Origin of the sequence: Bradyrhizobium sp. CCBAU 53338 (assembly GCF_015291665.1) — a bacterium.
Classification (GTDB): domain Bacteria; phylum Pseudomonadota; class Alphaproteobacteria; order Rhizobiales; family Xanthobacteraceae; genus Bradyrhizobium.
Window position 1 is genome coordinate 709,092 of sequence record NZ_CP030048.1, and the last position, 25,635, is coordinate 734,726.

Sequence of the window (25,635 nt, forward strand, 5' to 3'; positions counted from 1 at the left end):
CCGCATGCCGTCTTTGGCGGGTACGGACTCTGGGCGTGGCTCGGCAAATGTGGCAGGCCATGGCCGAATTGCATGTGAAATGGCTTACAAGTGCAGCGCGAAAAGGTTGTGGTCAAAGGACGCAACGGGACGACGCCTGCGCGATCGCCGCATTGCGGGAACCGGCCAGGCGGCCGTCCGTTGGCTACAGACACGGTCCGGCTCGGGAATGCTGCAATGGCCAAGCGTGTCCTCGCGATCGGCATCGAACCCGGCAATGCGGATTACAGCGCGTTCCCGCAGCTCACGCCGGCGCTCGTGCGCAACTACATCGAAGCGCAGCTCCTGCGTCTGCGCGGCCTCGGCTACGAGGTCACGAGCTGCCTGATCGATCTCGACGCGGCAGCTGAAGCTGCGGTGACGGCGGCGCTGCTTGACGAGCGCTTCGATTGCATCGTCATCGGTGCGGGCCTGCGTGAGCCGAAGGAGCGGCTATTGCTGTTCGAGAAGGTGCTCAACCTCGTCCACCGCCTGGCGCCGCAGGCCGCGATCTGCTTCAACACGACGCCCGCGGACACTGCGGAAGCGGTGCAGCGCTGGGCCGAGCCGTAGCCGCCGGCAAGCTCTTCTTTTCAAGATGTGCCCATCATGTTGCCCCCTTTGGCGCAAGCGGGGAGGGCGCCGGATTCAGGAGAATGTTCTGGCCCGGGATCGTCCCAAACGCTATGACTGACCCGATCAGATGGGAGGAATCGGAATGCTTCGACGCCTTGGAATGGCAGCGTGTTTCTCGGTAGCGATGGCCATCCCGGTCCACGACGCGATGGCGCAGGACGCCGTCGGCGGCGCCATCATCGGCGGCGTGGGCGGAGCGATTTTGGGTGGTGCGCTTGGCGGTGGCCGCGGCGCGGCCATTGGTGCGGTCGTCGGCGCGGGAACGGGTGCCGCAATCGCCGCCGAAGGCGAACGCCGCCGCTCCGGCTATTACGCCTATCAGCGCGGCTGCTACATGCAGCGCCGGGACGGCCGCTACGTGCCGGTCGATCCGCGATACTGCTACTGAGCTGTCTTTCGGCGCGGGCGTGGCCCGCGCAGTCAACTGTGTCCGGTCGGCGCTTCCGGCATGATCTGGCGCAGCGGCTCCGGTGAGATCGAGATCTGGCCGGTGAACGGACGGTCGTGCGCCGCGATCAGGAGCACCGAGGTGGCGACGCCGGTCGCGAACAGGCCCATCGCGATCGCCGATCCCAGGCGGTTGTCGCAATGAACGAAGCCGATCACCAGCAGCTCGCACAGGGCCTGGAGATAGAGGCACCACCATTTCACCGAATTCACCGAGGCGAGGCTGACGATGATGCGCTGCCGCCGTGCGTCCAGCGCCTGCTCCAGCGCGGCCACGATCTCGCGCTGCGAGGTCTCCTGCGCCCGCCCTTGCGGCATCATCGTGACGACGAGCTTCAAGGCGTCCGCCAGCGCCGGCGGCGTCGCCTTCAGCGAGGCTTCCTGATGCGCCATCATCGGCCATTCCTCCGCCACGGCCTGACCGACATAGTCTCGCACCAATCCGCGTAATTTTGTCTCCTGCTCCGCCGGCAGGCCGGCGGCGAGCAGCACGGCGCTTCGCAGCGCGCTGGCCTCGCGACTGACAGCGGCGCCGGCGCGGTCGCTGTCGCCCCAGACCTGCGCCGCGGTGAAGGCGACGAACAGGCCAAAGATGATGCCGAGCACCGGCAGCATGCCTGGCGAGATCGCCTTCAGCGATTTTGCGCGCTCCTCGGTCGCGGCCAGCGCGACGGCGACGAACACCAGCGCTGCCAGAAAATAGGTGAAGCCGAAGATCACCAGCGCCATCATCGGCACCGGCAGATTGTGCAGCCAATCGCTCATGTCATCTCTTGATTTGCCAGGAAGGTCTTCAGATCAGCCGCATGCCGCGCAGGCTCGCATGTCCGCTTTTGCCTACAATGATGTGGTCGTGCACGGCAATCCCCAGCGGCTTGGCGATGTCGATGATCGCCTTGGTCATCTGGATGTCGGCCTGCGAGGGCGAGGGATCGCCGGAGGGGTGATTGTGGAGGAACCTACAGTTTCCGTTATCACCTTGAGAAACCGAAGAGTTCTGCAACAGCAAGGTTAGCAGGGGACGTACACTGGGGACGGTACGCATTGACCATTTGTGATTATCATGCTGCCTCACGGACAAGCTTCCAGTTCTGCTTTTTGATCATGTGTAGTCACGAGCCCAAGAGCTGCATAGCATTTTCCAATTGCGCAGCAAGGTACGCTCGATGCTGCTTGAGCCGCACAGAGGCGTCGCCGATCGCCTGTGCAAGCAGATCGTCTGCCTCCACTAGTGCCTGGCCCCACGTTTTCCATGGTGGCCTATCTTCATCACTCGAAAGGCGACGTGCAATTGCTATGTTCGTTGCTGCGCGCTCTGCTTCGCTAAACAGATCCGGTCGTTCCACGAAGATGAGGCGCTTTGCCAGCTTGCGAAGGCGGTCATCTGCAATCGACTGCAACAAAAGGAGCCTCTCTTCCCAAGTAATGGAATGGAACCGATCCATGGTGTCCTCGTCCGCACGCGAGCAGAACCTTTCGTAAATTTGCTCCTCCACATGAGCGGAGGGTGCGCGCGGCGGGCGCGTTTGTACGAACAGCGTGCGTAGTCGCGCTCGAAGTTGCTCGTTCTCCTGGAGATAACGGACGCGTTCCTCCAGCACGTCCGACGGTATTCCCGCAGTGCTCACGAATGATGGGGCGTCCTCGAGGCGCCGGATAATCGGTGCAGCATTAGATCGGACGCGCCGAACCGGTTTCGGCAGCTGGTTCAATCGAGCGAGAACATCCTCGTCCGGTAGGGAGGCGAACTCTACCGGATCGTGGCAGAGATCGAATACTAACAAGTCGCTTGCGATTTCGAGTGACTGACCAATGAATGTAACTCCCCATGAGTACGCGCGGTTGGCATAGAAGTCGGTGACCGAAAACAGAGGTTCATTTGCCACGAAGTCGATAACGGCTGCCTTCTGCGTGAATTGGACCAGCGATGACCACAATTCGGGCGCTCGTTCGAACACGAGTCGACACAAGTGCAATGTTGCCTCGGAATCTCCAAGTGCATCATGGGTGCTTGCGTGATTGAAGCCGTTCGCCGATGCTAACTTTTCGAGCTTGAATACCGAGTTTCCATTTTCATCGAGCGGTATAGACAACGTGCCCGGTGCAAAGATCGCTGCTGCTTGCATAAAGCGCAAAGCATCGGCTCGGCAATTGCCGGTTGTGTTTGTGAGGTAGGGGCCGTGGAGTGTCTGATAAAGAGTCTGGCGCAGGAGATGCTCGTCGAAAGAGAGCGAGTTGTATCCAATGAAGATTGAGGGCCTCCACGACCGAAACTTTCCGTAGATGGCGCGCGCCATTGCATAGTGAGAAGGGAGTTGTGGGTTCGTGAGAATATCGACCGTGAGCCCAGTTACTCGCATCGCGCCGGGTGACGGGACAACGTATGGAAGGAGGCGGGATCGAATCTCAAACCGGTCCAGCTCGCCAAGGTCACTGTCGGTCCTAATAGCCGCCAGTTGGAGAATTTGATCGAACGCAACGTTCGTGCCCGTAGTCTCCGTGTCGTAGAACACAAAACTCATCGGGTTGATCCGGTCGTACTACTATCCAGAAAACGAAGAAAATAGCGCGCTTAATCTATTTCCCATTGCCTCTTTAGACACTCTGAATTGCTTGGCGAGCTTCTCGATGCGAGTGCTGTCGTCCACGTCGAAGGTTTTGCGTAGTTCGGTTTCAAGAAAGGCGCGGGGCATAAGCAATTCAGCAGCGAATCTATTCGCTTGAATTTCGACGTCATCGGTTCCGAGGGCCGATCGTGAATCTCGATTAAGTTGTCGAATGACAACGGACGGGAATTCCTTGTCGACATGCACCTGCGTCGTAATCATGGGGCGGTGTAATACGAGGTGTCCGCACTCATGGGCAATGGTAAAGCGCTGACGATTTGGGTGATGGAGAGCATTTACGCCGATAATAGGAACATTGTCCTTTATATAAATCATTCCCGAAATATCGTTATGAAGTGGCGAGAATCGAACAAGCGCGCCGAGCGTCCGAGCTATTTTGTCGACGGGAACAGGTGCCGTTTTTATGTTGTTACGCTGAAGAATGTCGAGCGCAGCTTGCGAGGGATTGGTTGAAGCTCGAGCGCTCACTTCTTTTGCTCCTTGGTGGGGGAAGTGCGCATTGGTGCTTGTCCTGTGATGACGCGTGCCAATTGCGCTTCTTGTTCGGCAGTGAGTCCTTCTGGCATCGGAAGCCCAGTCGGCGAGGCCTGATCTTTTATGTTTGGCGGCAGTAGCTCGTGCACTTCCAGCTCAAGTGCATCCGCTATTCGATAGAGCTGATGAAGGAGCATGTTCTGCCGACCAGACTCGATGTTGGCGACAGCACCTCGAGAGATCCCCAGACGGGCCGCTAGATCGGCCTGCGTGTACTCGAGCGTGCGGCGCCGTCGACGAATTAAAGCACCGAGTTCTTGATAAAGCCTAGGCGTGTCCATGGGGGTGTGTACCCCCTTGCACACAAAGTGTCAATTTTATGAGTCGAAAAGCGTGTATTAATATCATTTCTGGTGCGTCTATTGAAATCCAAACACGGGTGGATTATATGAGCGACAGGCTCGGCGGCGGCTAGCGCAAAGATGAGGTCGAACATGCAGACTGTGACGGAGGCGGACAAACCCGCCAAAGACGGCAAGGGTCCGAAGTACATCCTCAACATTGAGGGGAACGAGGTGCCTTGGGATAGCGACACGATCACGACCAAGGAGATCGCAAACCTGGGTGGCTGGGATATCAGCCAAGGCGTGATCGAAGTCGACCAGGACAACAACGAGCGGACGCTCGCGGCGGATGAGACCGTCACCATCAAGCCCGGCCAGGGCTTCGGCAAAAAGCATAAGTGGAAGCGGGGTAGCTGATGCGCCCGCGAATTCAGGAAGAACTGACGCTTCTGCGCCAGTTCTATCCCGACGTGCAGCACGCGGCGCCGGCCGGCGACGACTGGTTCTTTCTTCCCCAATATGCGCTGCCGCCGGGGTGGCGTCTTGGGGAGCAGGAGGTCTCCGCCTCTGCACTCTGCTTTTCCGTCAGCGGCGGCTACCCTACAGCATTGCCATACGCGTTCCTATTGCCAGATGGGATCAATTTCGGCGGAGTGGTGCCGGCTAACACCACCACATCGGCGAACTCACCGTTTAGCGGCGCCTGGCTGCAGTTTTCATGGTCGCCCGAGACTTGGTTTCCACAATCGGACGCCCGAAAGGGTTCGAATTTGCTGGTGTGGGTGCGGAGCTTCCAGCACCGGCTGAAGGAGGGGGCATGAAAACTACACTTAAGTTGCCGACGGGCGTCTTCGAGGATATCAGGGCTCATCTGCTGCCGCGCGGCAGCATCCAGGAGCAGGCCGCGTTTCTCTTCGTGAACCCGCAGGTGGCGTGCGACGCGAGGTTCGAACTCCTCGAGTACCAGAAGCTTGGTCCAGCCGACTTCGACGTGCAGGAGAGTGACTACCTTGAGCTCCGTGACGAAACACGCGGCCGCTTAATCAAGCGGGCGCACGATCTCAAGGCGTCGCTGGTGGAGCTCCATTCGCACCCGGGTCCTTGGCCTGCCGGCTTCTCGATGTCAGACCGCCGAGGGCTACGTGAGACCGTTCCACACATGTGGTGGCGCCTGTCCAGACGCCCGTACTTAGCAATCGTTGTCGCTCCAAGTGGATTCGATGCCCTCGTGTGGCTCGATAATCCGAAGATGCCGCGCGCGCTCGACGAACTCGTCGCCGGCACCACCATCATGAAGCCGACGAATAACTCGCTCGAAGGTTGGCAATGAAGAATCTGCCGGAAAGGTATGACCGCAACATTCGGCTCTTCGGCGAAGAGGGGCAGCGGAAACTCCTAACAACGAAGGTGTTGATTGCCGGCGTCGGTGGCCTCGGCAGTCCTCTGGTGCAACACCTCGCACTTCTCGGAGTCGGGGGGATAGGTCTTGTCGATGATGAAGAGCTTGACGAGACCAATCGGAACCGCTTCGTCGGCGCTCGCCATGACGATCCGGTGCCTGGGAGCCTAAAGGTACTCCTGAGCAAGCGGCTTGCCAACGAGATCGATCCAACGATCAAAATCACAGAGATTCCCGACGGTCTTGTATCCGAGAAGGCCTTCGCCGCCGTCAAGGCCGTAGACGTCGTGTTCGGGTGTTTCGACGAAGACGGGCCTCGCGCGATTCTTAATGAGTTGTGTGCCGCGTATCGCAAGAACTACATCGATCTCGCGTCTGACATACCAGAGCCCGGAGTGTATGGCGGCCGCGTCTGCACCTCGTGGGATGGTGATGGTTGTCTATTCTGCATGGGCGAGCTCGATGGCCGCGCTGTGCAAGAGTATCTGCAAACCGATGCCGAGCGACAGATACGAGACCGCATCTACGGCGTTGACCAGAACGTACTCGCAGGGAAAGGACCTTCGGTGTCTCCGATCAACGGAGTGGTTGCCTCTCTCGCAGCGGTGGAGTTCATGGCTGCAGTCACGGGACTTCGAGAGCCAAAGAAATTGCTGAATTATTCGGGACATCTTGGGACGGTGAACGTTAGGCGGGAGCAGGCGCCTGATTGCTACATCTGCAAAAGCCTTCGCGGCCAGGCTGAGGCTGCAGACGTCGAGCGCTATCTGCGAATGCCGCATCTGCGCAGGCGGCGCTGATCCACTCCCTTGGGGCCCATGTTTGAGTCACGCGGGAGCCTAAGGACTGAAGGACCGAACAGTATGCGCTGCCCCGTAAGAACTTTCATTGCGCTTGAATCGGTATTTTGACTTGATCGAAAGGCTACTTTTTTAGTCTGGGGCGAAGCAAACAGCTGTCAGACGTGGGCAGTTGCCCAGTCGGGCGGTCATTTGCGTCTCGACAGCGTCGCGATCCACGCCGTTGTCACGCCCTTCGGATTGATGCCCGTTCCGGCGATCACCGTCCCATCGCCCGAAACTCCATCAGCGCCCACCAGTTTCCAGCCGGTGAATGAGACCCCGGCGGCGGTTAGCAACTCTTCTATCGACTTCATGCCGTCGCTGGCCGTCCAGCGGAAGGCCCTTCCGCCGCTCGTGCCGACCACGACGGTGCCGTCCGCGTTGACACGAGCAGCGGTGCCGGATTTTTCGCCGAGAAGGTTACCGAGGCTGACCATGCCGTCTGCTTGCGTCCAGCGAAAAGCTTCAGAATTTCCACCGGGAAATTTACTTGAGCCGACCACAGTTGAGCCGTCGCTACTCACACCAGCGGCATAGCTGGAACTAGCTCCCGGCAAGAAGCCAAGTCCAATCATGCCAGTCTGCTGCGTCCAGCGGAAGGCCTCGCAATTCTCTAGACAGCTTTGACCTACAACCACCTTGCCGTCTTTGCTCACGGCATATGCGCCGCTGGAGTCGCTTCCCGGCAAAAATCCGAGTGCGGTCCAACCTGTCGCGTCGGTGTAGATGGCGGCTTGATTCTTACCGGCTTGCTTGTTCACGCACGGGGTTAGAGAACCGACAATGACTGTGCCATTCGCGTCTACATCGTAGGCCATGCTACTGCCGTTTGCGGGCAAACGGACCATGCCTTCGGCGGCAGTCCAGCGCCAAGGCTCATTAGGAGAGCAATTCCCGCCGTAGCCGACGTAACCGACCACAACAGAGCCGTCGACGTTCACCCCCAAGGCCTCCGTAACCTCTGTACGGCCGCGGGGAGGACCAATATAGACCATACCATTTTCTGCCGACCAACGCATAGCGCCGACGGGATAGTTGTTTGGAGCTATTTCCTTACTTCCTATGCCTCCGACTACCACTTTTCCGTCGCTGCTGATTTTGTGAACTCCGCTAGTTGCGAACCCTTCAACAACTCCTAGGCTCTGAAAGCTTCCTTTTCCTTTCGGATTAACGATAGCAAGTCCAGCCCATACTGCTACGATGGCTGCCACTGATCCCAGGATCGACCAAATGAACCGCTTGCGTCGTTTCAGTTTTTGCTGGCGATCTTTAACAATTGCGGCTTTTGCTGCCCTCGCTCGTGACTGAAGTTCCCCAAGCTTGATGAGTTCATCCTCTTTAAGGAGCTTCTGTGCGATCAGAAACTTCAGTGCGGCGACCCGACCTTGAAGAACAAGGAAGTCCTTTTCAACCTCGCCGAGATTAAAATCGATCGTTCCGATTGGGGCGGTATCTATGAGGACCGTTTGATTACGATATTTCTGAAGCAAGTCGGGATCGTTTCGTTCGATCCAAATTGACAACAAATCTGCGAGCACCGATGTGGGCTTGATCGGAGGTGGCTTCTCCGGTCCGAGGTACAGCGCTACGAAGAAAGGATCTGGAGCGCCGTTGGTTCGCTCACGCTCTTGATTAAGGAAGATCTGAACCGGGTAGTTAGCGAGGAGTCCGCCGTCGTAAACGCGACGGTTGTCCATCCATTGCGGTTGAAAGAAGTAGGGTATCGACATACTGCAACGAACCGCATTGTACACAGTGATGTCGTCGTGTTGCCCCCAAGAGTCGAACGTGACCTCGCCACGTCTTTGCGTTGATGCGTAGACGACCGCCCTTTTCGGTAGGTCGTGCATTAAGACCTCGTTATGCCTCTCAAGGCGTTCAAACAGCAGGTCTCTCACCCAGTTTATGAGGGTATGGGCAGGGTGAATGCCGCGCGACCACCAGAATTGAAATGGAAGCTTCCAATAGGTGCCGTCGAGGAAATCGCGAAATCTCTTTTCCCGCAGGTTTCGTTCGAGGTCGGTCGCGCTTGCCCCGGCAGCTAACAAAGCAGCGCCGATTGCGCCTGCCGAAGTTCCTACGAAGGTATCAAACTGGTAGCAGCGTTCTAGTTCTTGGACAGCACCGGCAAACGCCAGCCCCTTGACCCCGCCGCCCTTCATTATGAGGACTGCCGTGGCTGTCCTGGTGCAATCATTTGGCATGGCCCTACGGCCTCAAGCTGCAAAACGTCTATAATGCACAGATCGCCGCAATCAACTAGGCCTTCATCCTTAGGCACCAACGAACCCATGAGGCTAACATGGCCCTGTCCTCATGGCCGGAAGGCGCCGAAAGTTGTATTTTAAGAGCCATACCACCTCGACAGCAGAGTGTTAGCCGTGCAAACTCTCCGTTTTGGGGAGGGGCTATGCTCGATAGAAGAGTCTTTCTGGCGACGGCGGGGGCAACGCTAATTGCAGCTCCCACGGCATCGCTCGGCCAAACGACACCCAACAAAAGACTCCGGATTGTCGTGGTAGCCAACCGTTATCATGAGGCAGACGGGCTCACCGTCGCTCTTTGCAATCAGATGGCCCATAGCACCAGCCTCAGTTTTCCGCATGACGTCGTTTGGCCGCGCACCTTTCCGCCAGATCCTAACCTCAGCTCGAAGCCGCGCTGCCTGATCGACGTAAAAAAGCAGCCATCGGACACGGACCCTTCGGCAAGTATGGAGATTTGGTGCATTGACGATATTGCGAATGTAAAGGGAGACAGCGGTGCGAAAGTAGCCGCGATGAAAACAATTACGGACTTCGGCCCCGCGCCGGATGGGGTTATTGCCTTTGGTACCGGCGGGTATCCCGGTGATGTGTCCTACGATGGGTGTGCCACGATAGGAGGGACGATCTTCATGCACGACGCGTCAAATGGTGCGCCTGGCAGTTGGTCTTGGCCGGGCTACATGGACACTCTTGTTCCAAGCAAGATTGCCGGGTCCTTCTTCTCAAGCGTGGCTGCTGATCAAAAAATGCTCGATGCGATCAGCCTCGAAATGATCAAACCTAAAAACAATCCTGCTAAGGTTCTTGAACTCCTTATCGCACCCGATGCCGTCGCCGTCTGCTCAGTCAACGAACCTCCTCCGTATTGCGACGCCGACAAGAACTCGATAGCAATAGCCCAGCAGAAGGGAGCAACGAACATAACTTCTGTTGAAACGACGCACGGGGTCATACGCTCCATGTGGGATGCACCGTTCATGTACGTCACGGCGATCCCAAACCGCGTTTGCAAATTCGACGAGGAAGCCCGGGGCATTTATGCCCAAGAGTTTCCCTCCTCGCACAATGCGGGCATCGCATTGAAATACGTGATCCCGTCTTTCGTCAGCGCCATCGCACAGTGAACGGTTTTCCGCCGCTGCAATTGGCCGGCGGCGCGGACGCCGGCCATTGCAATCACGGCTCGGAACTCTGCGGTTCGTCCGCTACTTGTCCGTTCGCTTTTCGGCGGCCTCGTCTCGGTTTCTCGCTTTCGCCGATAAGCTGTGCAAGTTCGTTATCGACGCGCTCCTTAGCTTCGATTAGTTCTTTGATGCGCTGAAATTTGGAATTCAGCATTGATCATCCTTTCCCATTTTTCTGATCGACGTCGATAGCCGGAGATCGGCAAGTCACTGTGTGGGCTTTATCCCAAGCGTCGAGAGCGTCGATAGGATAAAGTATTGCTCGTCCGATCCGGACGAACGGAAAGCCGATACGTGCGGCTCGCCAGTTGCGGAGAGTGCCGACACTTATCTCTCCTCGATAACGCTCCGAGACTTCCTCTGGAGTGAGATATTTTTTATCGCTCATGGTCATTGCTCGCCTGAGCGTTTGAGAGCCGCACGTCGCCGACGATGAAGATAGTGCAGTGTGCGGAAGGAGACGTGTACGCCAGAGCGTTTGACCGTCCCCGCAAATGCAGTCTTGAGGCGGCCGCCGCGGCTACCAGTCACCCGATATGGACGGCCATCGTCGCAGCGGAAAACCCGACCATCGCGATGTGGAAGTCGCGCTAGCATCTCAGCGGTTTTCGCGCCGAACGAGACTCCTCGGATCGTCCCATCCTCTCTCTTTAGTTGAGCTATTCTGTGTGCAAGGTTTACGGCGGTCCAATCGAGCGTCAGTATTTCGTACTCGGAAGCATCAGTATCCAGCTTGAATTTGATGATTCTTTTTAGGCTGGGTCCTGCAAGCCCCATGAAGACCCTTAGCTCGTGAAGCGACGGTACCTGTACAGCTGGACGTTCACACCTCAAAGGACGCTTAATTCGGAATGATCTGCACCATCCGAGGCTAGCGGCGAACTTCAATGTTGCGCTGATCACCGTGTGAATTTGTCGCCCTTGCGTAGCGGGACCAACATCAGGCTTTAGCACGCTGGCGACATGATCGATCCATGCCTGATCAATCTCCTTGAGAGGTTTATCGTTGCAAATGCCTCGTAGCTCGGCCGTCACGTATCTGGCTTCACCACCGGCTGCTAGATACGCATCCAGGGCCGGGCCGAAAGTGACCGGAAAGTCTTCTCGAGTTTCAGAACCGGCGTTTAGGTTAGAAGTCCTTTCTGTGGTAACATGTTCTTCGCAGCTCACGGATTCCATGGCTTTCATCCTGTGTCATGGAGCGTGAGCGCCAACTGAGCCGTCGTTTATCGTCGGCTCGCTTTTTTGGTGTGGCGGACACGCTCGCTGCCTCGCCGCGACTCGCAGTCGGCGGCAGGCTCCCAACGATTTTTGCGATGTGGAACGGCCGATTTGTTCCAGCCAAGCAGGCCGAAATCGGCAGCATTGAAAGAAAGGACCCCATCCCAAAGGGACGTGCACAGATGATCCTAGCTTCCGGCATGCCATGCCCATGCTGCGAGCAGTCTCATGTGCTGCACGCAGGTGTAGTCGTTGGGGTTGACATTGCGAAGAGAATATAAGTTGGCGAAAATTCGTCAAATAAAAAAGCCGTCCAATAGCTCCGTCGTACGAAAGAGAGGAGAGCAACCTATTCGCGATCTCGCGACCTGACGTGCTCCGCTCTACCTCTATTAATCATGATTTGCTCAACTTCTTAGCAGCGGCATCAGACCTAATCCGCGAGCGTCAAGCATTTGATCGTGAGGCGAACCTTGGGCAGCCCTGTCGAGGTTGCGCTCCTGGCGTCAACAATAGTCGTCCGTCCTAAGCGCAACCGTCTTTGCATCACCTTGAAGAGTCCTCGATCGTTGGCGCATCGCCATCATATTGAGGAGTTATCGCAATGCCTGAGGAATTTCATCTCTTACTTCCCGGGCTCGTCGCGAGGACAGGAGTGGTCTACTCTTACTATGACGAACCCCCAATTATCCTCTTCCTCCGGGATCTGATCGGATTCGTTCTCAGCCCTGGCACGATGCTGATCGTATTCGTCTTACTGGTCTATTTGTTAGTGGTCTCGATAATCAACGCATCCAACTCGGCACCTCAAACATTTTCGACTGAGCACTACGTGCAGGATGCTGAGGCGTATCGCGCAAGGTCACGCGAGTTGGATGCTGAGACCACGCAGATCGATAACTACATCCGCGAAATGCGAGAGCGTGCGGAGCGCGATGAACTTCCTGAAGTTATTGCGCACGAAAAGCGAAAGTCCCAACTGCGGGATCGGAGCTGATCATGAGCAAAATTGAAATCATTCCGCCGAATCGTACAATCCCGCGACCGCGGACGGAGGCGAGCGCGCTCGTCGTAGTTCCGCCCGTCAACCCGGGCGGTGTCGTTGGCTCCAAAGCCACGAGATGGCACGCCGATAATCAGACACGGGCTTTTACGGCTTTAAGTGAGCGCACCCGAGCGGAAGCGGATCTTTTTGATGCTCAGGCGAAAGCTGTCGATAGTTACATAAGGCGACAGCAGGCGGGCGCGCGTCTCTTGGAGCTTCCAGAAATTATTGCGGCCGATCGCTATCGTCGTAGAGCGGCAAGGGAGGAAGAAATGCGCGAACTCAATCATGAATGTGACCTAGCGAGGATGCGGCGTTCAGCGGAGCTAGCGCGCGCGGAGACATCACTCGAAGATGCCAATCAGGCTCTGCGAGCACAGCGGGAGCATGGCTTCAGCGCCTATGAGATCGAATGGCAAAAACGACAGTGCGAACGACTTGATATCGAGCTCAGTGCCGAGGAGCGCCGAGAAATTCTTCGAGAACATCGCACTGCGCGTGAGGGTAGCCGACCGGAGCAAGTCAGCTCAGATGAAATCACCAATGCACTTCTCGACGCTCGCAGGCAAATGCGGGCGAGTGGGCTGAATACCACGCAAATTGACACGCTTCTGGCCACCAGACTAAAGTAGGCCAGTTCGGTGAGTAGGATAACGGACCGGGCACGAGAGAGACGGCTGGTGATCCGGAGGGAAATTAGCGAACTGTTCCCTCATATTTTGCCGCCCGCGCTATCGCAAAGGGCTGTCGACCGGACCGCTCTCGTGCTTGGTCGAGATCAGCAAGGTGAAGTGCTGGAAGTGCCTCTCCGGTCACGGCTTGAACATACCCACCTCGTGGGTACGACGGGATCAGGTAAATCAAAATTCTTGGAGCCCTGCGTCGAACAAGACATCGCCGATGGGAACGGCGTTTGTGTAATTGACCCCCATGGGGGGCATCCGGACAGCATCTATCGTTCGTTGATCTCATGGCTTCACCAATCCGGATATGCCAAGTCACGGACTGTGCATCTGGTTGATCCCGATGCGACCTCGCATACCGTCGGTTTCAATCCGTTGGAGCGACCTGATGCGGATACCGACTTGTCGGTGATCGCCGGCGTGACCTTAGAAGCCTTTTCTAAAGCATGGGGCGGGGAGGATACGACGGGAAAGCCGACCATCGAGCGCGTCCTTTCGGTCACCTTCACAGTCCTCGCGGAGCTCGGTCTCACCTTGGCGGAAGCGCCGCTCCTATTTGACCGTGATGATCGCTATGGGTTCAGAGCTTGGGCAGCAAAAACGGTTTGCGATCGATACGCGCGTGACGAGCTGCTCCGGTTGCACGAATTATCACTGGACAGGAAACGGGCACGGGATTTCGATGTCGAGGTTATCGGCCCGATCAACCGTATTGCGCGATTTCTCCGTCCTCATGCCGTTAGTGCGATGGTAGGGCAGAGCGAACGAACCATCGACTTCCGAGCTGCAATGGACGAAGGGCACGTTATCCTGTGCAATTTGTCCGGAGGATCACGCGTATACGAGCATGATGCTGATCTGTTAGGCCGGCTACTCACGCGCGCGATCTTCTTCCATGCCAGACGGCGAAAGTCTCCCGAGCGTCCCTTCATTTTTTACATTGACGAATGCCATCGCTTCCTATCAGGCGACCTCGAAAACATACTTGCCGAAGTCCGCAAGTACGGCATTGGCGTCGTGCTCTCGCATCAGTGGTTGGAGCAGCTCAAAGTGCAGAGCGATAACATGCTGGCCGCCGTCCGAAACGCAACCAATCTCAAGATTGTTTTCCGCGTGAAGGATCCGCGCGAAGCAGAAGATCTTGCTGAGATGGTGATGCCGCTTGACCTGGAGGTGCCGATTAGGGGACTGATCAAACCCGTGTTGGTGGGCCATGAGTTGGTGCATCTGAAAGGCCAAAGCACGACAGATCAAGAATCGATATCGGAGACATGCTCTTGGTCGACGGGAATAACTATCGGAGAATCGCATTCATACTCGGAAGGTCACTCTGATGGCTTTTCAGAGGGCACGAGCTCGGGCGAGAGCTTCGGAACAACGACTTCAAGTAGCTTCGCTGCATCTGAAACGGCCGGGATAGCTGTGAATAAGAGCCAAAGCCGCGACAGAGTGCCGGATGGTCGCCTCTTTCCCATTATCACTGAGGTGCACGATACTGACGGTGTGGCCCAATCTGACGCGCAGAGCCTGACACAGAGCTCTAGCGAGGGGATGAGCCGCGTGTCCACGCAAGGCCATTCGTCCACGCGCAGCACGTCGACAAATTCATCTGAAACGCATGCCACATCCATTGCCAGGCAGTATTCGAGATCGGTAGGGATAGGTAATTCGCGCGGGCGCTCCTACGCGCAAGGTCAGCAGGAAGCATTCAAGCCCATTCTGCGCGACCTTCCATCGGCGATGCATAGCAAAGAAAACGTTCTCTACATGGCCGCCACGGCGTTGCGAGGTCTTACCACCGGCCGCGCGTTTGTTAGCTTCGTGGGGTCGGACGGCATGAGAACGGCTTTGTTAACCGTCCCGCATGTGCATAGCTGCGCTCTATCTAACGAGGAGTTCGAAAGGCTGCGGGGCGAGATGCTTGATGCAAGTCCGTCTGCGCTCCCAGCGGAAGAGGCGCAAGCGAGCGTTGAGGCGCGCGAGCGGTCGCTGATCGAGCGCATCGAGCTGGAGCGCATCGCCGAAGAGCCCACGACGTTCCGCGTCAAGAAGGAACGTAGTCCAAAATCGTAACGAACCGCCGTTTTACATGGTGAAAGCTGCGGCAGTCGCTCAAAGCGTGTCAAGGATCGCAGACCGCCTTCGGCGGCGGCCTGCGGCCGCCCCTGACACGCACCGCGACTGCCTTTCTGGCTTCCATGCAAACGACGCAGCAAACCGGTGGTCAGCAAAAAAACATGACTAGGAATCGGAGGCAATTCTTTGAGCGGCCAGAGATGCCTCGGCCAATGCGCATTACGGCTAGAGACATCGCGCTCCTGCGCAACATCGCTCGTTTCCGCCTTGTCTCAACCGCTGACTTGGCGCTCCTTGATGGAGGCAGTGCTCAGAACGTGTCTCGATCGCTCCTGGCGCTTTGGGAGAATGGATATGTCGAACGGCCTGAGGCTCAAGTCACAAGCCGAATGCTTTACGAGGGGTCACGGCCAACGATATACGGTTTGAGCCGGAAGGGCGCCCACCTATTGCGTTCGGGCGGCCTAGAGGTGCCGCGGCGATTGCTCGACGGGATCGATAAAGAGCGTGGGGCAGGCTGGCGCTTCGTCCAGCACACTGTCGAAGTTGCCAGTTTCTTGATCGCGCTCGTAGTTGCCGTGCGGAAGCGGTCAGACCTGCGTTTGTTGAGTCAGGGCGAACTTCTAGGAAATCGCGGAAAGAAGCTACCTCGCCAAGTCAAACTTGAGGTCTGCATCCGTCTCGACGGCGTGCTGACGCGCAACGCGGTCGTTCCTGATGCGCTATTTGGACTTCAGTACGACGATGGGACTGAGTCCTACTTCATGCTTGAGATCGATAGAGGGGAGATGCCTGTCGAGCGGTATCGCGACATCACACGCACATATTTTTCCAAGAAGTTGAACACCTACTGGGAAGCGTATCGGCGGCGATGTCACGTGACCGAGCTGGGGCTGGAAAGTTTTCGGGTGCTCACCGTTACGACAACTCGGGAGCGCGTCGAGCGGATGATTGCTGCTGTTGGAAGAATGACTCAGGGCAGAGGATCAAACGTGTTTCTCTTTGCTGATCAACAGATGCTCTCTGCGGCCGGCAGTCCGCTCGCAGTTCAGTGGATCAGTGGCAAAGGAGAGAGCGTCGAATTGTAAACGGGCTCCTGCAGTATCGTTCCCATTCTGTTCTTATCGGGTAAAAGGAAGATGGCGATCGCCTCTGAGGCCGCACCGCCAACCGAGAGTTTCTTTCTCAACCAGCCTTGAGCATCGGCGGGAGGAGGAAACAGGATAGTTGGCTGAGAGAGAAGCAAATGGGGAATAAGCGTGCGGAGAAAAGAGGTGAGATCGTCCGGTATTTGGAGGATGCGCTCGCGTTGGCCGATGAAATCGACGAAGGGGAGACCGGCTACCTGATCGAGCGAGCGCTTGACGAGGCGCGCTCGCAGCAGTCCGTGCCTTCCAGAAACCGATCGGGTTAGTATCCTGCAACGGCAACGCGGGCGAACTATCAAACCTGATCAGTCTCGTATCGAAGCTTCGGGACCTGCTTGCTGGGTAGCTTCCCGATGATGCAGTGATCGACTGAGGAAGGGGACGAGCGCGAAGAGCGGGTCGCCACTTTAGGAAGAGCCAGTTGTCGTAAAGCCGTCCAGTTTCCTGCGGATGGACCGAGCTGATGACAGGGCGTTCAGCCTTCGCAATGGGATATCCACTCCGTCGACGCTCAATTCTGTCCGCAGCCCCCAAGAGGATTGGAAATAAAAGAAGTAGCGAAGCCCGAAAAAGCCAAGCTGCCATCCCGTAGTGAGCACGTCCGAGAGCACAATCGCTTTACCCGCAAGCTGTCCGGAAAGTTGCCGTAGCGGTATTGCTTGGCCTCCGAAATAGAACGACCAGGGCGGGATTTGACACAATGTGTAGCGCAAGCCATATTCTTCGGCCAAAGCCCCAAATAAGCGTTGGCGGTGACGCTCGAGGAGAGCGTAAATTATCGGTGAAATCAGTAGTATCGCTCCAATCGTGGCCCACATGAATTTGGCGTATATGTCCACGGGCTCATTATAGCACTTAAGCATAATTGTTTGACCGCACCTGATTGTTTGAAGGGTGGCAGGTAGATGCGAACAGAGAGTCACCTCAGGAAATTTCTGCTGAGCTCGATCATCGCCGCGACGACGTGTTTATCGAGCGCTCAATTTTCTAGATCGCAAACCGTCGCGGGATCGACGGAAGCAGTTCTTTCTCCGTCTGATCAGGCTGCAATGCAGGCTGCGCGACGCGTGGCGGATAAATTGATGGCCCTGAACGCGGCCGGCCTGAAGAACGCCGCCACCGATCCCGACCTCAAGCAATCGATTGATGATCTCAAACGCTACGTGACAACATCAGGCGCCTACTTTTTGAAGGCGCAGCACGCCGGCGTTGATCCGGTGAACGCAATGGTGATCGCCGGGGTCGCGGGAGAGCTTTCTCAATTCAAGCCGGATTATGACGCGCTCCTGAAGAGCTATCGTGATCGCAGCGCGACGGAAGCCATGGATCTTGCCGCCGGCAAATTGGGTGAGCACCTCGGTGCGAAAATCTCGGAAAGGGTGTCGGGGAAAGAGATCGAAAGTGTCACATCAGTCGCCGAGGGTATGGCGAAGGATGCTATCAAGAAATCGTTCTCAGCGAAGACAGCTGGACCGATCGTAGAGACTGCGGCGAAGGTTGGGGCCCGAAAGGCGACGCCAATACTTGTTCCAACGATCGCTCAGGACGCGGCGAAGGTTGGCGCTCGGTTTATCATGGCGTACGAGGCGGGCGTCCTGGACACAGTCGCACCGCGGGGTTTCCGTCCGCTCCTCGAAAAGAACGCGACAACGCGCGTGTGGTTGGATCAGGTCACCGCTGCATTGCAGACGGATCAAGCTAAGCAGCTGAGCGCAAACTCAGGCCTTGGAGTGGGCGGAGGAAGTGGGTCGAAGGGCAACTCGACTAGCAGCATTACTTCGTTGTCTCCTGCGACAAGTGCAGCAATCCAAAAGGAGGCGGTCGGCCCGAGGGCATCCAATCCCGCCTCTATCCCCAGCCACCAAATGGCGAGCAACGCCAGAACGACAATCGAACCATCTTCAGTATCGCCAACGTCGCGCCCGGGAGGGGTCTCCATATCGCGGGCGGCGGCGGAGCGCATGCCGCTTGGCGTCTCCCTCGACGCTGCAGCGGTTTCAGATGGAAAAATCATTCTATCCGGTCATGCTGCTCAGGCTGGAATGGATGCCGCATTATTTTTGAGCGTTCTTCGCGCGGCGTGTACTGATCACGATCCGTACTTCAGTCTCGATCCCGATGATGGTGCTTTGTGGAGCCAACAAGGTGAGCGTGCCTCCGACGAGTTTTGGAATCGGATCAAAGCGGATTTTCCAGCTCGTCTAGAGCGCAAGAGGGAACCAGCCGGCATCGAATTGCAGACGATATCTGCGTTAAGAGACTATCCCGTACTTTGGAAGGAGCTCTCGGCGGGATATCCAAATTTTCGGTCGAAGCTAGTTTTTCAACCGCTGTGGCTCAAAGAGACCCGCTTGGGCGAAGTGCTATACAAGGCTGATGTTCTGCTAAAGGAGCTTTCCTCTGGTGTTTCGATCCTTCGTCCGGGAGAGCTTCGCGCCCGACGCATTCCCGGGTATTTGGCATCCGATACAGAATCGGCGGCAAGGGGGTTGCTCGAACTTGACAGTGACCAGAAGAGTAAGCGCCCAGAATGGCGTGGAAGTCGACTTTGGTTCGACATTGTTGCTCCTCAGTCGTCGAGCGAAACATTTGAGCCACAGGCGTCGTTACCTAACGATGCTTCCGTGCGCTCACTTTTCCTTTCGCGCGGATTGCTTCGCTCGCAGACTGAGAAAATCCAAAACGCTTCCTACGTCGTGCAGCACGGAAACGTGTTTGATCTTTCGCAGGTCACCCCCCAGATGTTCGTTCGGGTACACGACCCAGCATCTAACAAGGATCTGTCCGACCACGATCCCCGGCTAGATGGATTGGCGAGCGATGTTACGAAACGGTTCGACACTTATGCGGATGCGTACGAAGAACTCGCAATTCTGCGGGATGTAGTTCGTTCGTATGTGGCGGCCGTTAAGATCGTAGATGCAAACCAGTCGCTATGCCGCGCTCTACAGGAGCAGCCACTTTTGCCAGCTGAGAGGGTGGCAGTTGAGCTCCCACAATACCATCCCAGCGAGCTATTTTTGACCGTTGGCTTCTACTGGAGCACCACGAAACGCGGGCGCGAGGGGCGATCGATCCGCTCCGCTTCTGTAAACGGCGGTGTTTCTATTGCCGGACAGCAATTCGCCGATACTGCGATGCGTGTCGGCGAAACGGCCATCACCAAGACTGTCATGTCCGCGATTAATGGGGGTATGACCATCGCCAGTGATCCCGATCGAAAGTTCATTTCACTCTCTATTAGCGATATTTCGGGTGCTCAGGTTCGCCTCGCATCGAACACGAACGACGTGATGGCTGGCCGAGGTCTCGACGACTATCCGATCGAAAATGAGCCCAAGGCTGCGAAGCAGCGTCCCTTTGAACGCAGCAACAACATGGTTGTCTGGATAGGGTTGGGAATTTTAGCCTGCGCATTTGTGATCTCTTACCGGTCGCGGCGCGGAAGTTTGCGAGGCCGCTGACGACGATGGACAGGGGAAGGGTTGAACTCATTCGATGCAAATGCGGGCAGCTGAGCGCCGGCCGGTTCAATTGCGGCAATTGCGGCGGACAACTACCTTCCTCTACCACCGACAAATCTGAAAGGAGCAATCCTGGAGAGCCCTTGCTGTCGGGTCGTGCGGACAGACCGGCACGCATGAGGGCAGCGGGAACGATCGCCTTTACAATTGTTGCGATTGTCGGAGCGATCGCGCTGGTCGACTTTGTCAGCTTTGTCAGCAACAACGCTGCTCGGCAATCCAAGAGTATCGAACCGCACCGTACACCGTCAATGGCAACAGCGACGACTACAAAACGCATGTCGCCGGCCGAAATTCTCGAAAACGCGAGAATTGAGAGCTTAATACCGGTACCTCCAACTTACCAAGAAGCTCTCCCCGTAAGGGTCCCCCCGCGGATAGAGTCCATATTCAAGATTGAGCCGCCAGCCGAGGCTTCAAAAGTGAAGAAGTCGAGCCCCGTGATATCGCGCTCCGAGCTGGCTCCGGCGCCTGCGCAGAGTTCAGTTCCGTCGCAGGAAAAGAATGTCGTGGCTCCTGTTGGTAGACAGCTGCCACCGACCGGAGACTTAGTGCCAAGGCGCAGCAGATACGCAATTGCGCCCTTCACGATCAAAACCAAGGACGGAGCGAACTACTTGGCCAAGTTGGTGAACGTCAGCAACGCCAATGACCAGATTTGGATTTTCGTGCGGGGAGGACAGTCGTATGAGACCAAGGTGCCTCTCGGGACCTACTCAATTCGCCTAGCAGCCGGCAGCGAGTGGTACGGGCGCAATGATCTCTTCGGCGCGGATACGCGTTTCTTCCTTCTACGAGACAAGGGGGCGACGGGCCAGGAGAAAACCTTGACTCTGCGCTTCAGAAAAGAGGGCAATCGTATTTTGGGGACTAGTATTAGTCTTGAAGGGTCTGCCAACGGAAATCTAGAACAACAATCAATGACGCGAACTGAATTTGACGCGAATTGACGAGAGGAGTGATGTGGACCGGTTTACCGAGTCGTATCACGAAGTAGCGGCTATCGAGTGAGCGGTGAGTGATATTACCAAGCCAATAAGCCGCGACGGGACATCCAATCGCTTGTCATTAGAGGACGATTTTAAGCGGGGGGCAGCATGGATTGGAGGAGAAAGGGCGCAATGGTGTGGGCTGGGCTGTCAACGCTCCTTCTTTCTGCGTGTAATATTCAAAGCCCATACGATATTTCTAAAGATTTGCCGCAGGCATTCCCTCTGTCCTCGGGCGTATATGTTGAGGGCAAGGAGGCTCTATGGATTGCCAAGACGCCGGATGGCTACGATCTTTTTTGGCCGAATGTATCGCCCGGAGAGCTGCTAAGGGCACGTTTGTTTCGTGCCAAGGGCTATGATGGCTTTGTAGTACAGGCCTTCGTCGAAGAACATACCCCCCAGAGCAATTACACTTACGCTCTCTTGAAGCCTTCGCAGAACGGTTTCGTCATCTATTTTGGTCCAACTCGTGCTGGATACCAGCAAATCATAGATTCAAGTTTTCTTAATGGCTCGGTTCAACGTTTTTCCGCACCCAGCCCAGACAGCTATGTCTCTCCAACAATCACTCCAACAAGGCCACGAGACACCGTGAAGTTGCTGATCGAGCTAGTGAGCCGTCGGATCGCATTGGGAGAGGGAAGCAATTTTGCTTTCAACGGAGAAAGGTTCCTAAAAGCAGACTATCCGAACTGTTCATCAAATTCACCCGTCTGCCGAAATAGCGAACTTCAGGCAAAAGACCGGCAGCTAATGGAGCGCTACGGGCTAGTCGCGTCGAAGGCCGATCGAGCACGTATCCAAGTGCTTAGAGCTGAGCAGCAAGCCTGGTCTAAACAGCTGAAGGCTTGCAGCAAGGATGATGATGCATGCGTAAGCCGCGCCTACGACGAACGGCTCGCGGTTCTTAACAAGCTCGCTCCTCGCAGCGCTGTTGCTGAAGTCGTAGTGCCGCCATCGCAAAACCCTGCTGAGGACTGCAACTCAACCGACCCGCAGCGTATAATCATAGGCTGCACAGCAATAATCGAGAAGGGCGGTTTAAACGATCGCGACAAGGCGCTGGCTTACAGTCGCCGGTCTGACGCCAATATGAAAGCCAGAACGTTCGACCGGGCTATTGCCGATCGCAAGAAAGCACTTGATCTGCAGCCGGACGATCCGACATACAAGCTGCGGCTGAGCGGCGCGTATCAGGTGAGGGCGGAAGCGGTCGCAAACAGCAACCGAAATGCAGCTATTGAAGATCTTACCGAGGCGATCCGTATTGATCCGACAAATACTGACGCAAGACTGCAGCGAAGCGCGCAGTATGCGTCTCAAGACAAGCTAGATGCTGCCATCCAGGACGCCGAAACAGCGGTAAAAGGATCCGGTGAGAGCTCGGCAAATACTGATTGGCTCTCTTCGCTCCTTGTCTGGAGGGCGGCTCAGCTGCTGCAGTCCGCCGATTTAGCGCGAGCAATAGAGCTTCTCAACAAAGCGACTCAAGTTCCGCCTAAGAAACCGGAGCTACTCGTCCTACGAGCCAACGCTTATGCAGCCAGAGGAGACTATGGCTTGGCAATTGCCGACTATTCCGATGCGCTGTCCCTGAAGCCTGATTATGTAGACGCTCTGCTGTATCGAGGCGAGATGTACAGCCGCACCGGACAACTGACGCGGGGGCTGAGCGACTATGATGCAGCCATAAAGTTGGACAGTAAGAACGTAAACGCGCTGCTCGCTCGTGCCGTGGCGCGGGAGATCAATGGCCAGTTCGAAGGTGCCGCGCAGGACTATGCGCGGGTGGTGGCCCTCGATTCCAAGGATACTGTCGCGAAAGAAGGAATGGTCCGAGCCAAGCAGGAACAGGAAGCCTCTGTCCGGTTGGAAAAGCTCTCACGAGAGCAAGCCTCGATCACTGAAATCACCCCCGCGAAAAATGCAGCGCTTTCGCCAACCTTCAATTGCGACAAGGTATCCGCTCCAGATGAATTGGCGATCTGCGACAATCGGGCGCTCGCGTTCCTGGACCGCGAGCTAAGTGCCGCGTATCAGCAGCTGAAAAAGGGCCTACAGAGAAATGAAGACAATCTCCGCCTGAAGCAGGAGCAGGGAGAGTGGCTTCGACAGCGCCGGCAATGCCAGCGCAATAGCGATTGCATTGCCGAGGTATATCGTTCACGGATAGAACAGCTGCAAAGCTGGCAGCCGATGCGTGTTCAAATGGAATAATAATTAGAATGCGTCACTCCCGTAGAGTGGCTCCTGAATTGCCTATATTTCGCACCGAAGGCAGCAAACAACAGTACGAACGGCACCCATTGGAGTGCAGCCTCGCCCACATGGAGAATTTCGACAGGAAGCCCAATCAACATGCGCACTTCATTCTCCAGGGTGGCAAGGAAGACAATGCCTCCAAAGATTACTATGGCAAGGATCGCACCTTCCCATGCACCAGCCTCTGCACCAGCGAAATACCAGAGCGCGCAGATGGCCAGGAGTGCCAACCACCAGCAGAGCCCAACGATAATGCTGAGTGCTACAGGTACAAAGCCTGTGCCCATAGAAGAATAGAAAAAGTGATCTACGATGTAACCAAGTTTGTAGGCGAAGGCGTTGCACACGTAGTAGATGAGGATGGACCCGAAAGCTCGAAGCCACCTGAACCGAAGGATTGCTGTAGCCACTGCTGCATTGTATCACCGCAGCGTATCTGAGTAGCCTTGCTCTGTGGAAAATCACTTAACACTTGTTTACATCGCACCACTTTGGTGGAGGCCCTTGCATCGGCGGATCGGCCTTGCAGAAATCTTCTTGGGTCACGATTTTCCAATCATCGCATTTCGGTTTTGTCGGGATGCCGAGAGTATACTGTGGTGTACAGGTGCGGGATCGGGTGCCCCGCGTACAATAGGTTCCTCCACCTTTCATCGCGCACTGTGCCTGCCTCGCGCTTCGCTCCAGAGTCTTAAGTAGTCCCCCTCCGCAATCCTCAAATGGCTCGACTTGTGTTATCGGAGCGTTTTTCGCGGCGTCCTCTTTTCGTTTGTTCGCATCTGCGGCTTGCTCTGCCTGACGTCTCTCCCACTCCTTACGCGCTTCCTCGTTCTTGCGGGCTTCTTCCAGCGCTCGTTGAGCTGCTGCCTTCCGCTCTTCCTCTGCACGTTGCGCCTGCGCAGCCGCAGATTCATCGGCGGTAGGACAACGACCACCGGGGAAGGTAGAACATACGGCGAAGTTCGGCGGATTAGATTGGCTTGGTGCTGGTAGGGCAATCTTTCGCTCGTCAGGCTGCAGGCGCACTATGTTGCGCCGTAGATATTCGAGTTGATCGTTCGACTTTTTGTCTTGGGGAGTTGGTGTGTTGCCGGGCGATTGCGCGCCTCCAGCTGGTTGAAGGCCACAGGCTTTGTTCGGATCCGTCCCATTTGCGATAGCTTGGATTTGTTTGACTGTGCAGCTATCGGGAGCGTGAGCCGCGCTCCGCACTCGCTCCGCATTGAGGTTGCGCTGCTGTCTCAGTTGCTCGGCCCCGCGCAGGAGCTGCTCGTTCGCTCGCCGCTGCGAAGCTGCTGCTTGCTCAAGTTGCCGTCGTGTGACGCTTTCCTGCTTTTGTAGCTCGGCTCGTTTACTATCGATGCGTCGCTGCTCGTCACGCTCTCGCTTTCTATCTTCATCGGCTAGCTTTTGGGCGCGGTCCGCTGCGAGTTGTTCCATGAGAGCCCGGTGCAGATCGGCAGCTTGCGATGACGTTACACACTGCAGCTCACCTTGCCGTATCGATCCAATATTTACGGGCGCTCTCCAACAATGCGTTCCTGCATTGCACCATTGTCCTCCCCCGCAATCGTCCGCTTCTTGCGGCATGCAGGTCAACGACGAGCTACATTTATTACCTTGGTTGCAACATTGGTTTCCGCAGCATGTAGTGCCAATCGGACAGGTGCCCCCCGAAGGGCAATAGTGTCCCTGTAGTTGCTGTGGTCTCGGCGTCATGCCGCCGCCCCCGCACTGCACACCTAGACTAGCAAGCGACCCATCAGGGCATCGGCACTCGGTGCCGCCACCTCCAGGAACAGGAACGGCCCCTACGGACTCGCAAAGTCCTGGTGGATAATACTGTGCTTGAACGTTTGCGCAGAACAAGAACAATGCAGAGCAGAAAGTGCCCGCCAATCTCCACAGCATCCTCGCCCCCTCCGCGCTTAGATACCAAGCGATTTGTATACCGGTAAGAGCCCCCTGAATAGGCGGTTACCCAGCGAGGCGGCTGCCGATTACGTAGCAATTTGCGGCAGATAGAGCGGCTGCTAGGGGACTTTCAGCTCGCGAGGCGCGCGAGCTGAAAGTCGGGCATAGTTCGTGCACTGAACGGCAGGCTTGGCACCCCATCAATCATCAGCTTCAGATAGATACGGTAGTTCTCCGCCCCGCACTCCAGCACCTGAATTTTCGGGTCCTGGCAGCGAGGAGGAGTTCATGTCCGACATTGTTCTTTCGACAAAGGGCGCAAAGCTCATGATGGTCTGCGAGGCAGAAGGCTTCGCGACCATCGACGACCTATTTGTCTTGCTAGTGGCCGACAACCTGTGCCCGGCCATCTGTATGACTGAGGGCTGCGATCACATCGATCGATTGGAGTCAGATCAGGAAGAAGGCTACTGCGAGAAGTGCAGCGGCAATACCATGGTCTCCGTGCTCGTCCTAGCCGGTCTCATTTAGG

General features: G+C 56.4%; 26 protein-coding genes and 1 pseudogene. 16 read left to right on the forward strand and 11 right to left on the reverse strand.

Going from position 1 to position 25,635, the window contains the following annotated elements:
* Nucleotides 1-216 precede the first annotated feature (216 nt).
* Complete coding sequence (locus tag XH90_RS03375; RefSeq protein WP_194479205.1) at nt 217-591, forward strand: hypothetical protein; 375 nt, start codon at nt 217-219, stop codon at nt 589-591.
* A gap of 145 nt (nt 592-736) precedes the next feature.
* The gene (locus XH90_RS03380; RefSeq protein ID WP_194479206.1) at nt 737-1,042 is read left to right on the forward strand and encodes a hypothetical protein; all 306 of its coding nucleotides are present in this window, start codon (nt 737-739) and stop codon (nt 1,040-1,042) included.
* 32 nt (nt 1,043-1,074) lie between these two features.
* Here XH90_RS03380 and XH90_RS03385 read toward each other — a convergent pair whose 3' ends face one another.
* The 5 genes and pseudogenes from XH90_RS03385 to XH90_RS03405 all read right to left on the reverse strand — a co-directional run bounded on the left by XH90_RS03385 (nt 1,075) and on the right by XH90_RS03405 (nt 4,543).
* A complete protein-coding gene (locus XH90_RS03385) occupies nt 1,075-1,866 on the reverse strand; it encodes a DUF4239 domain-containing protein (protein ID WP_194479207.1) in 792 nt (263 codons plus the stop codon).
* A gap of 28 nt (nt 1,867-1,894) precedes the next feature.
* Nucleotides 1,895-2,056, reverse strand: a pseudogene (locus XH90_RS03390) (JAB domain-containing protein); the annotation flags it as partial.
* Nucleotides 2,057-2,213: 157 nt separating this feature from the next.
* Nucleotides 2,214-3,623 (reverse strand): exonuclease domain-containing protein, encoded by a 1,410-nt coding sequence (locus XH90_RS03395; RefSeq protein ID WP_194479208.1) that lies wholly within the window; start codon nt 3,621-3,623, stop codon nt 2,214-2,216.
* A 21-nt stretch (nt 3,624-3,644) separates the two neighbouring features.
* Nucleotides 3,645-4,196, reverse strand: a complete 552-nt coding sequence (locus XH90_RS03400) for an ImmA/IrrE family metallo-endopeptidase (protein WP_194479209.1) — start codon at nt 4,194-4,196, stop codon at nt 3,645-3,647.
* Nucleotides 4,193-4,543 (reverse strand): helix-turn-helix transcriptional regulator, encoded by a 351-nt coding sequence (locus XH90_RS03405; RefSeq protein ID WP_194479210.1) that lies wholly within the window; start codon nt 4,541-4,543, stop codon nt 4,193-4,195. Before XH90_RS03405 ends, XH90_RS03400 begins: the two co-directional genes overlap by 4 nt.
* A 153-nt stretch (nt 4,544-4,696) precedes the next feature.
* Here XH90_RS03405 and XH90_RS03410 point away from each other — a divergent pair, with 153 nt between their 5' ends.
* The 4 genes from XH90_RS03410 to XH90_RS03425 are packed head-to-tail and all read left to right on the forward strand — an operon-like array spanning nt 4,697 to nt 6,745.
* Entirely contained in the window at nt 4,697-4,963 is a 267-nt protein-coding gene (locus tag XH90_RS03410; RefSeq protein ID WP_194479211.1) for a hypothetical protein, read from the forward strand.
* Nucleotides 4,963-5,367, forward strand: coding sequence for a hypothetical protein (locus XH90_RS03415; protein ID WP_194479212.1), 405 nt, complete (start codon nt 4,963-4,965; stop codon nt 5,365-5,367). The genes XH90_RS03410 and XH90_RS03415 overlap by 1 nt, the downstream gene beginning before the upstream one ends.
* Nucleotides 5,364-5,876: a Mov34/MPN/PAD-1 family protein gene (locus XH90_RS03420; protein WP_194479213.1), complete on the forward strand. Its 513-nt coding sequence runs from the start codon at nt 5,364-5,366 to the stop codon at nt 5,874-5,876. The genes XH90_RS03415 and XH90_RS03420 overlap by 4 nt, the downstream gene beginning before the upstream one ends.
* Nucleotides 5,873-6,745, forward strand: a complete 873-nt coding sequence (locus XH90_RS03425) for a ThiF family adenylyltransferase (RefSeq protein ID WP_194479214.1) — start codon at nt 5,873-5,875, stop codon at nt 6,743-6,745. Before XH90_RS03420 ends, XH90_RS03425 begins: the two co-directional genes overlap by 4 nt.
* Nucleotides 6,746-6,933: 188 nt before the next feature.
* Here XH90_RS03425 and XH90_RS03430 read toward each other — a convergent pair whose 3' ends face one another.
* On the reverse strand, nt 6,934-8,949 hold the full coding sequence (locus XH90_RS03430) for a patatin-like phospholipase family protein (protein ID WP_194479215.1): 2,016 nt from the start codon (nt 8,947-8,949) through the stop codon (nt 6,934-6,936).
* Nucleotides 8,950-9,197: 248 nt separating this feature from the next.
* On the opposite strand from XH90_RS03430, the gene XH90_RS03435 reads away from it, so the two are divergent.
* Nucleotides 9,198-10,178 (forward strand): hypothetical protein, encoded by a 981-nt coding sequence (locus XH90_RS03435; protein WP_194479216.1) that lies wholly within the window; start codon nt 9,198-9,200, stop codon nt 10,176-10,178.
* 52 nt (nt 10,179-10,230) lie between these two features.
* On the opposite strand, the gene XH90_RS03440 is transcribed toward XH90_RS03435, so the two are convergent.
* From XH90_RS03440 to XH90_RS03450, 3 genes are read right to left on the reverse strand one after another with little or no spacing between them, the layout of a single operon-like run.
* A complete protein-coding gene (locus XH90_RS03440) occupies nt 10,231-10,392 on the reverse strand; it encodes a hypothetical protein (RefSeq protein ID WP_194479217.1) in 162 nt (53 codons plus the stop codon).
* 3 nt (nt 10,393-10,395) lie between these two features.
* Nucleotides 10,396-10,626 carry a helix-turn-helix domain-containing protein gene (locus XH90_RS03445; RefSeq protein WP_194479218.1) on the reverse strand — a complete coding sequence of 77 codons (231 nt, stop codon included), beginning with the start codon at nt 10,624-10,626 and terminating at the stop codon, nt 10,396-10,398.
* Between the two features lie 2 nt (nt 10,627-10,628).
* Entirely contained in the window at nt 10,629-11,417 is a 789-nt protein-coding gene (locus XH90_RS03450; protein WP_194479219.1) for a hypothetical protein, read from the reverse strand.
* 646 nt (nt 11,418-12,063) lie between these two features.
* On the opposite strand from XH90_RS03450, the gene XH90_RS03455 reads away from it, so the two are divergent.
* The 8 genes from XH90_RS03455 (at nt 12,064) to XH90_RS03490 (ending at nt 23,144) form a co-directional block, all read left to right on the forward strand.
* Nucleotides 12,064-12,456, forward strand: a complete 393-nt coding sequence (locus XH90_RS03455) for a hypothetical protein (protein WP_194479220.1) — start codon at nt 12,064-12,066, stop codon at nt 12,454-12,456.
* 2 nt (nt 12,457-12,458) lie between these two features.
* A complete protein-coding gene (locus tag XH90_RS03460) occupies nt 12,459-13,136 on the forward strand; it encodes a hypothetical protein (protein WP_194479221.1) in 678 nt (225 codons plus the stop codon).
* A gap of 48 nt (nt 13,137-13,184) precedes the next feature.
* A complete protein-coding gene (locus XH90_RS03465) occupies nt 13,185-15,260 on the forward strand; it encodes a type IV secretory system conjugative DNA transfer family protein (RefSeq protein ID WP_194479222.1) in 2,076 nt (691 codons plus the stop codon).
* A 215-nt stretch (nt 15,261-15,475) separates the two neighbouring features.
* Nucleotides 15,476-16,351 (forward strand): replication-relaxation family protein, encoded by an 876-nt coding sequence (locus tag XH90_RS03470; RefSeq protein ID WP_194479223.1) that lies wholly within the window; start codon nt 15,476-15,478, stop codon nt 16,349-16,351.
* Between the two features lie 158 nt (nt 16,352-16,509).
* The gene (locus tag XH90_RS03475; protein ID WP_194479224.1) at nt 16,510-16,677 is read left to right on the forward strand and encodes a hypothetical protein; all 168 of its coding nucleotides are present in this window, start codon (nt 16,510-16,512) and stop codon (nt 16,675-16,677) included.
* 816 nt (nt 16,678-17,493) lie between these two features.
* Complete coding sequence (locus XH90_RS03480; RefSeq protein WP_194479225.1) at nt 17,494-19,875, forward strand: hypothetical protein; 2,382 nt, start codon at nt 17,494-17,496, stop codon at nt 19,873-19,875.
* A 143-nt stretch (nt 19,876-20,018) separates the two neighbouring features.
* Complete coding sequence (locus tag XH90_RS03485; RefSeq protein WP_210348714.1) at nt 20,019-20,885, forward strand: hypothetical protein; 867 nt, start codon at nt 20,019-20,021, stop codon at nt 20,883-20,885.
* Nucleotides 20,886-21,056: 171 nt separating this feature from the next.
* The gene (locus XH90_RS03490) at nt 21,057-23,144 is read left to right on the forward strand and encodes a tetratricopeptide repeat protein (protein WP_194479227.1); all 2,088 of its coding nucleotides are present in this window, start codon (nt 21,057-21,059) and stop codon (nt 23,142-23,144) included.
* Here XH90_RS03490 and XH90_RS03495 read toward each other — a convergent pair.
* Both XH90_RS03495 and XH90_RS03500 read right to left on the reverse strand, forming a co-directional pair.
* On the reverse strand, nt 23,132-23,599 hold the full coding sequence (locus XH90_RS03495) for a hypothetical protein (RefSeq protein WP_194479228.1): 468 nt from the start codon (nt 23,597-23,599) through the stop codon (nt 23,132-23,134). The genes XH90_RS03490 and XH90_RS03495 overlap by 13 nt on opposite strands.
* A 55-nt stretch (nt 23,600-23,654) precedes the next feature.
* Nucleotides 23,655-24,629, reverse strand: coding sequence for a hypothetical protein (locus XH90_RS03500; RefSeq protein ID WP_194479229.1), 975 nt, complete (start codon nt 24,627-24,629; stop codon nt 23,655-23,657).
* 762 nt (nt 24,630-25,391) lie between these two features.
* Here XH90_RS03500 and XH90_RS03505 point away from each other — a divergent pair.
* Nucleotides 25,392-25,634: a hypothetical protein gene (locus XH90_RS03505; protein ID WP_194479230.1), complete on the forward strand. Its 243-nt coding sequence runs from the start codon at nt 25,392-25,394 to the stop codon at nt 25,632-25,634.
* The last annotated feature ends 1 nt before the right edge of the window (nt 25,635 follow it).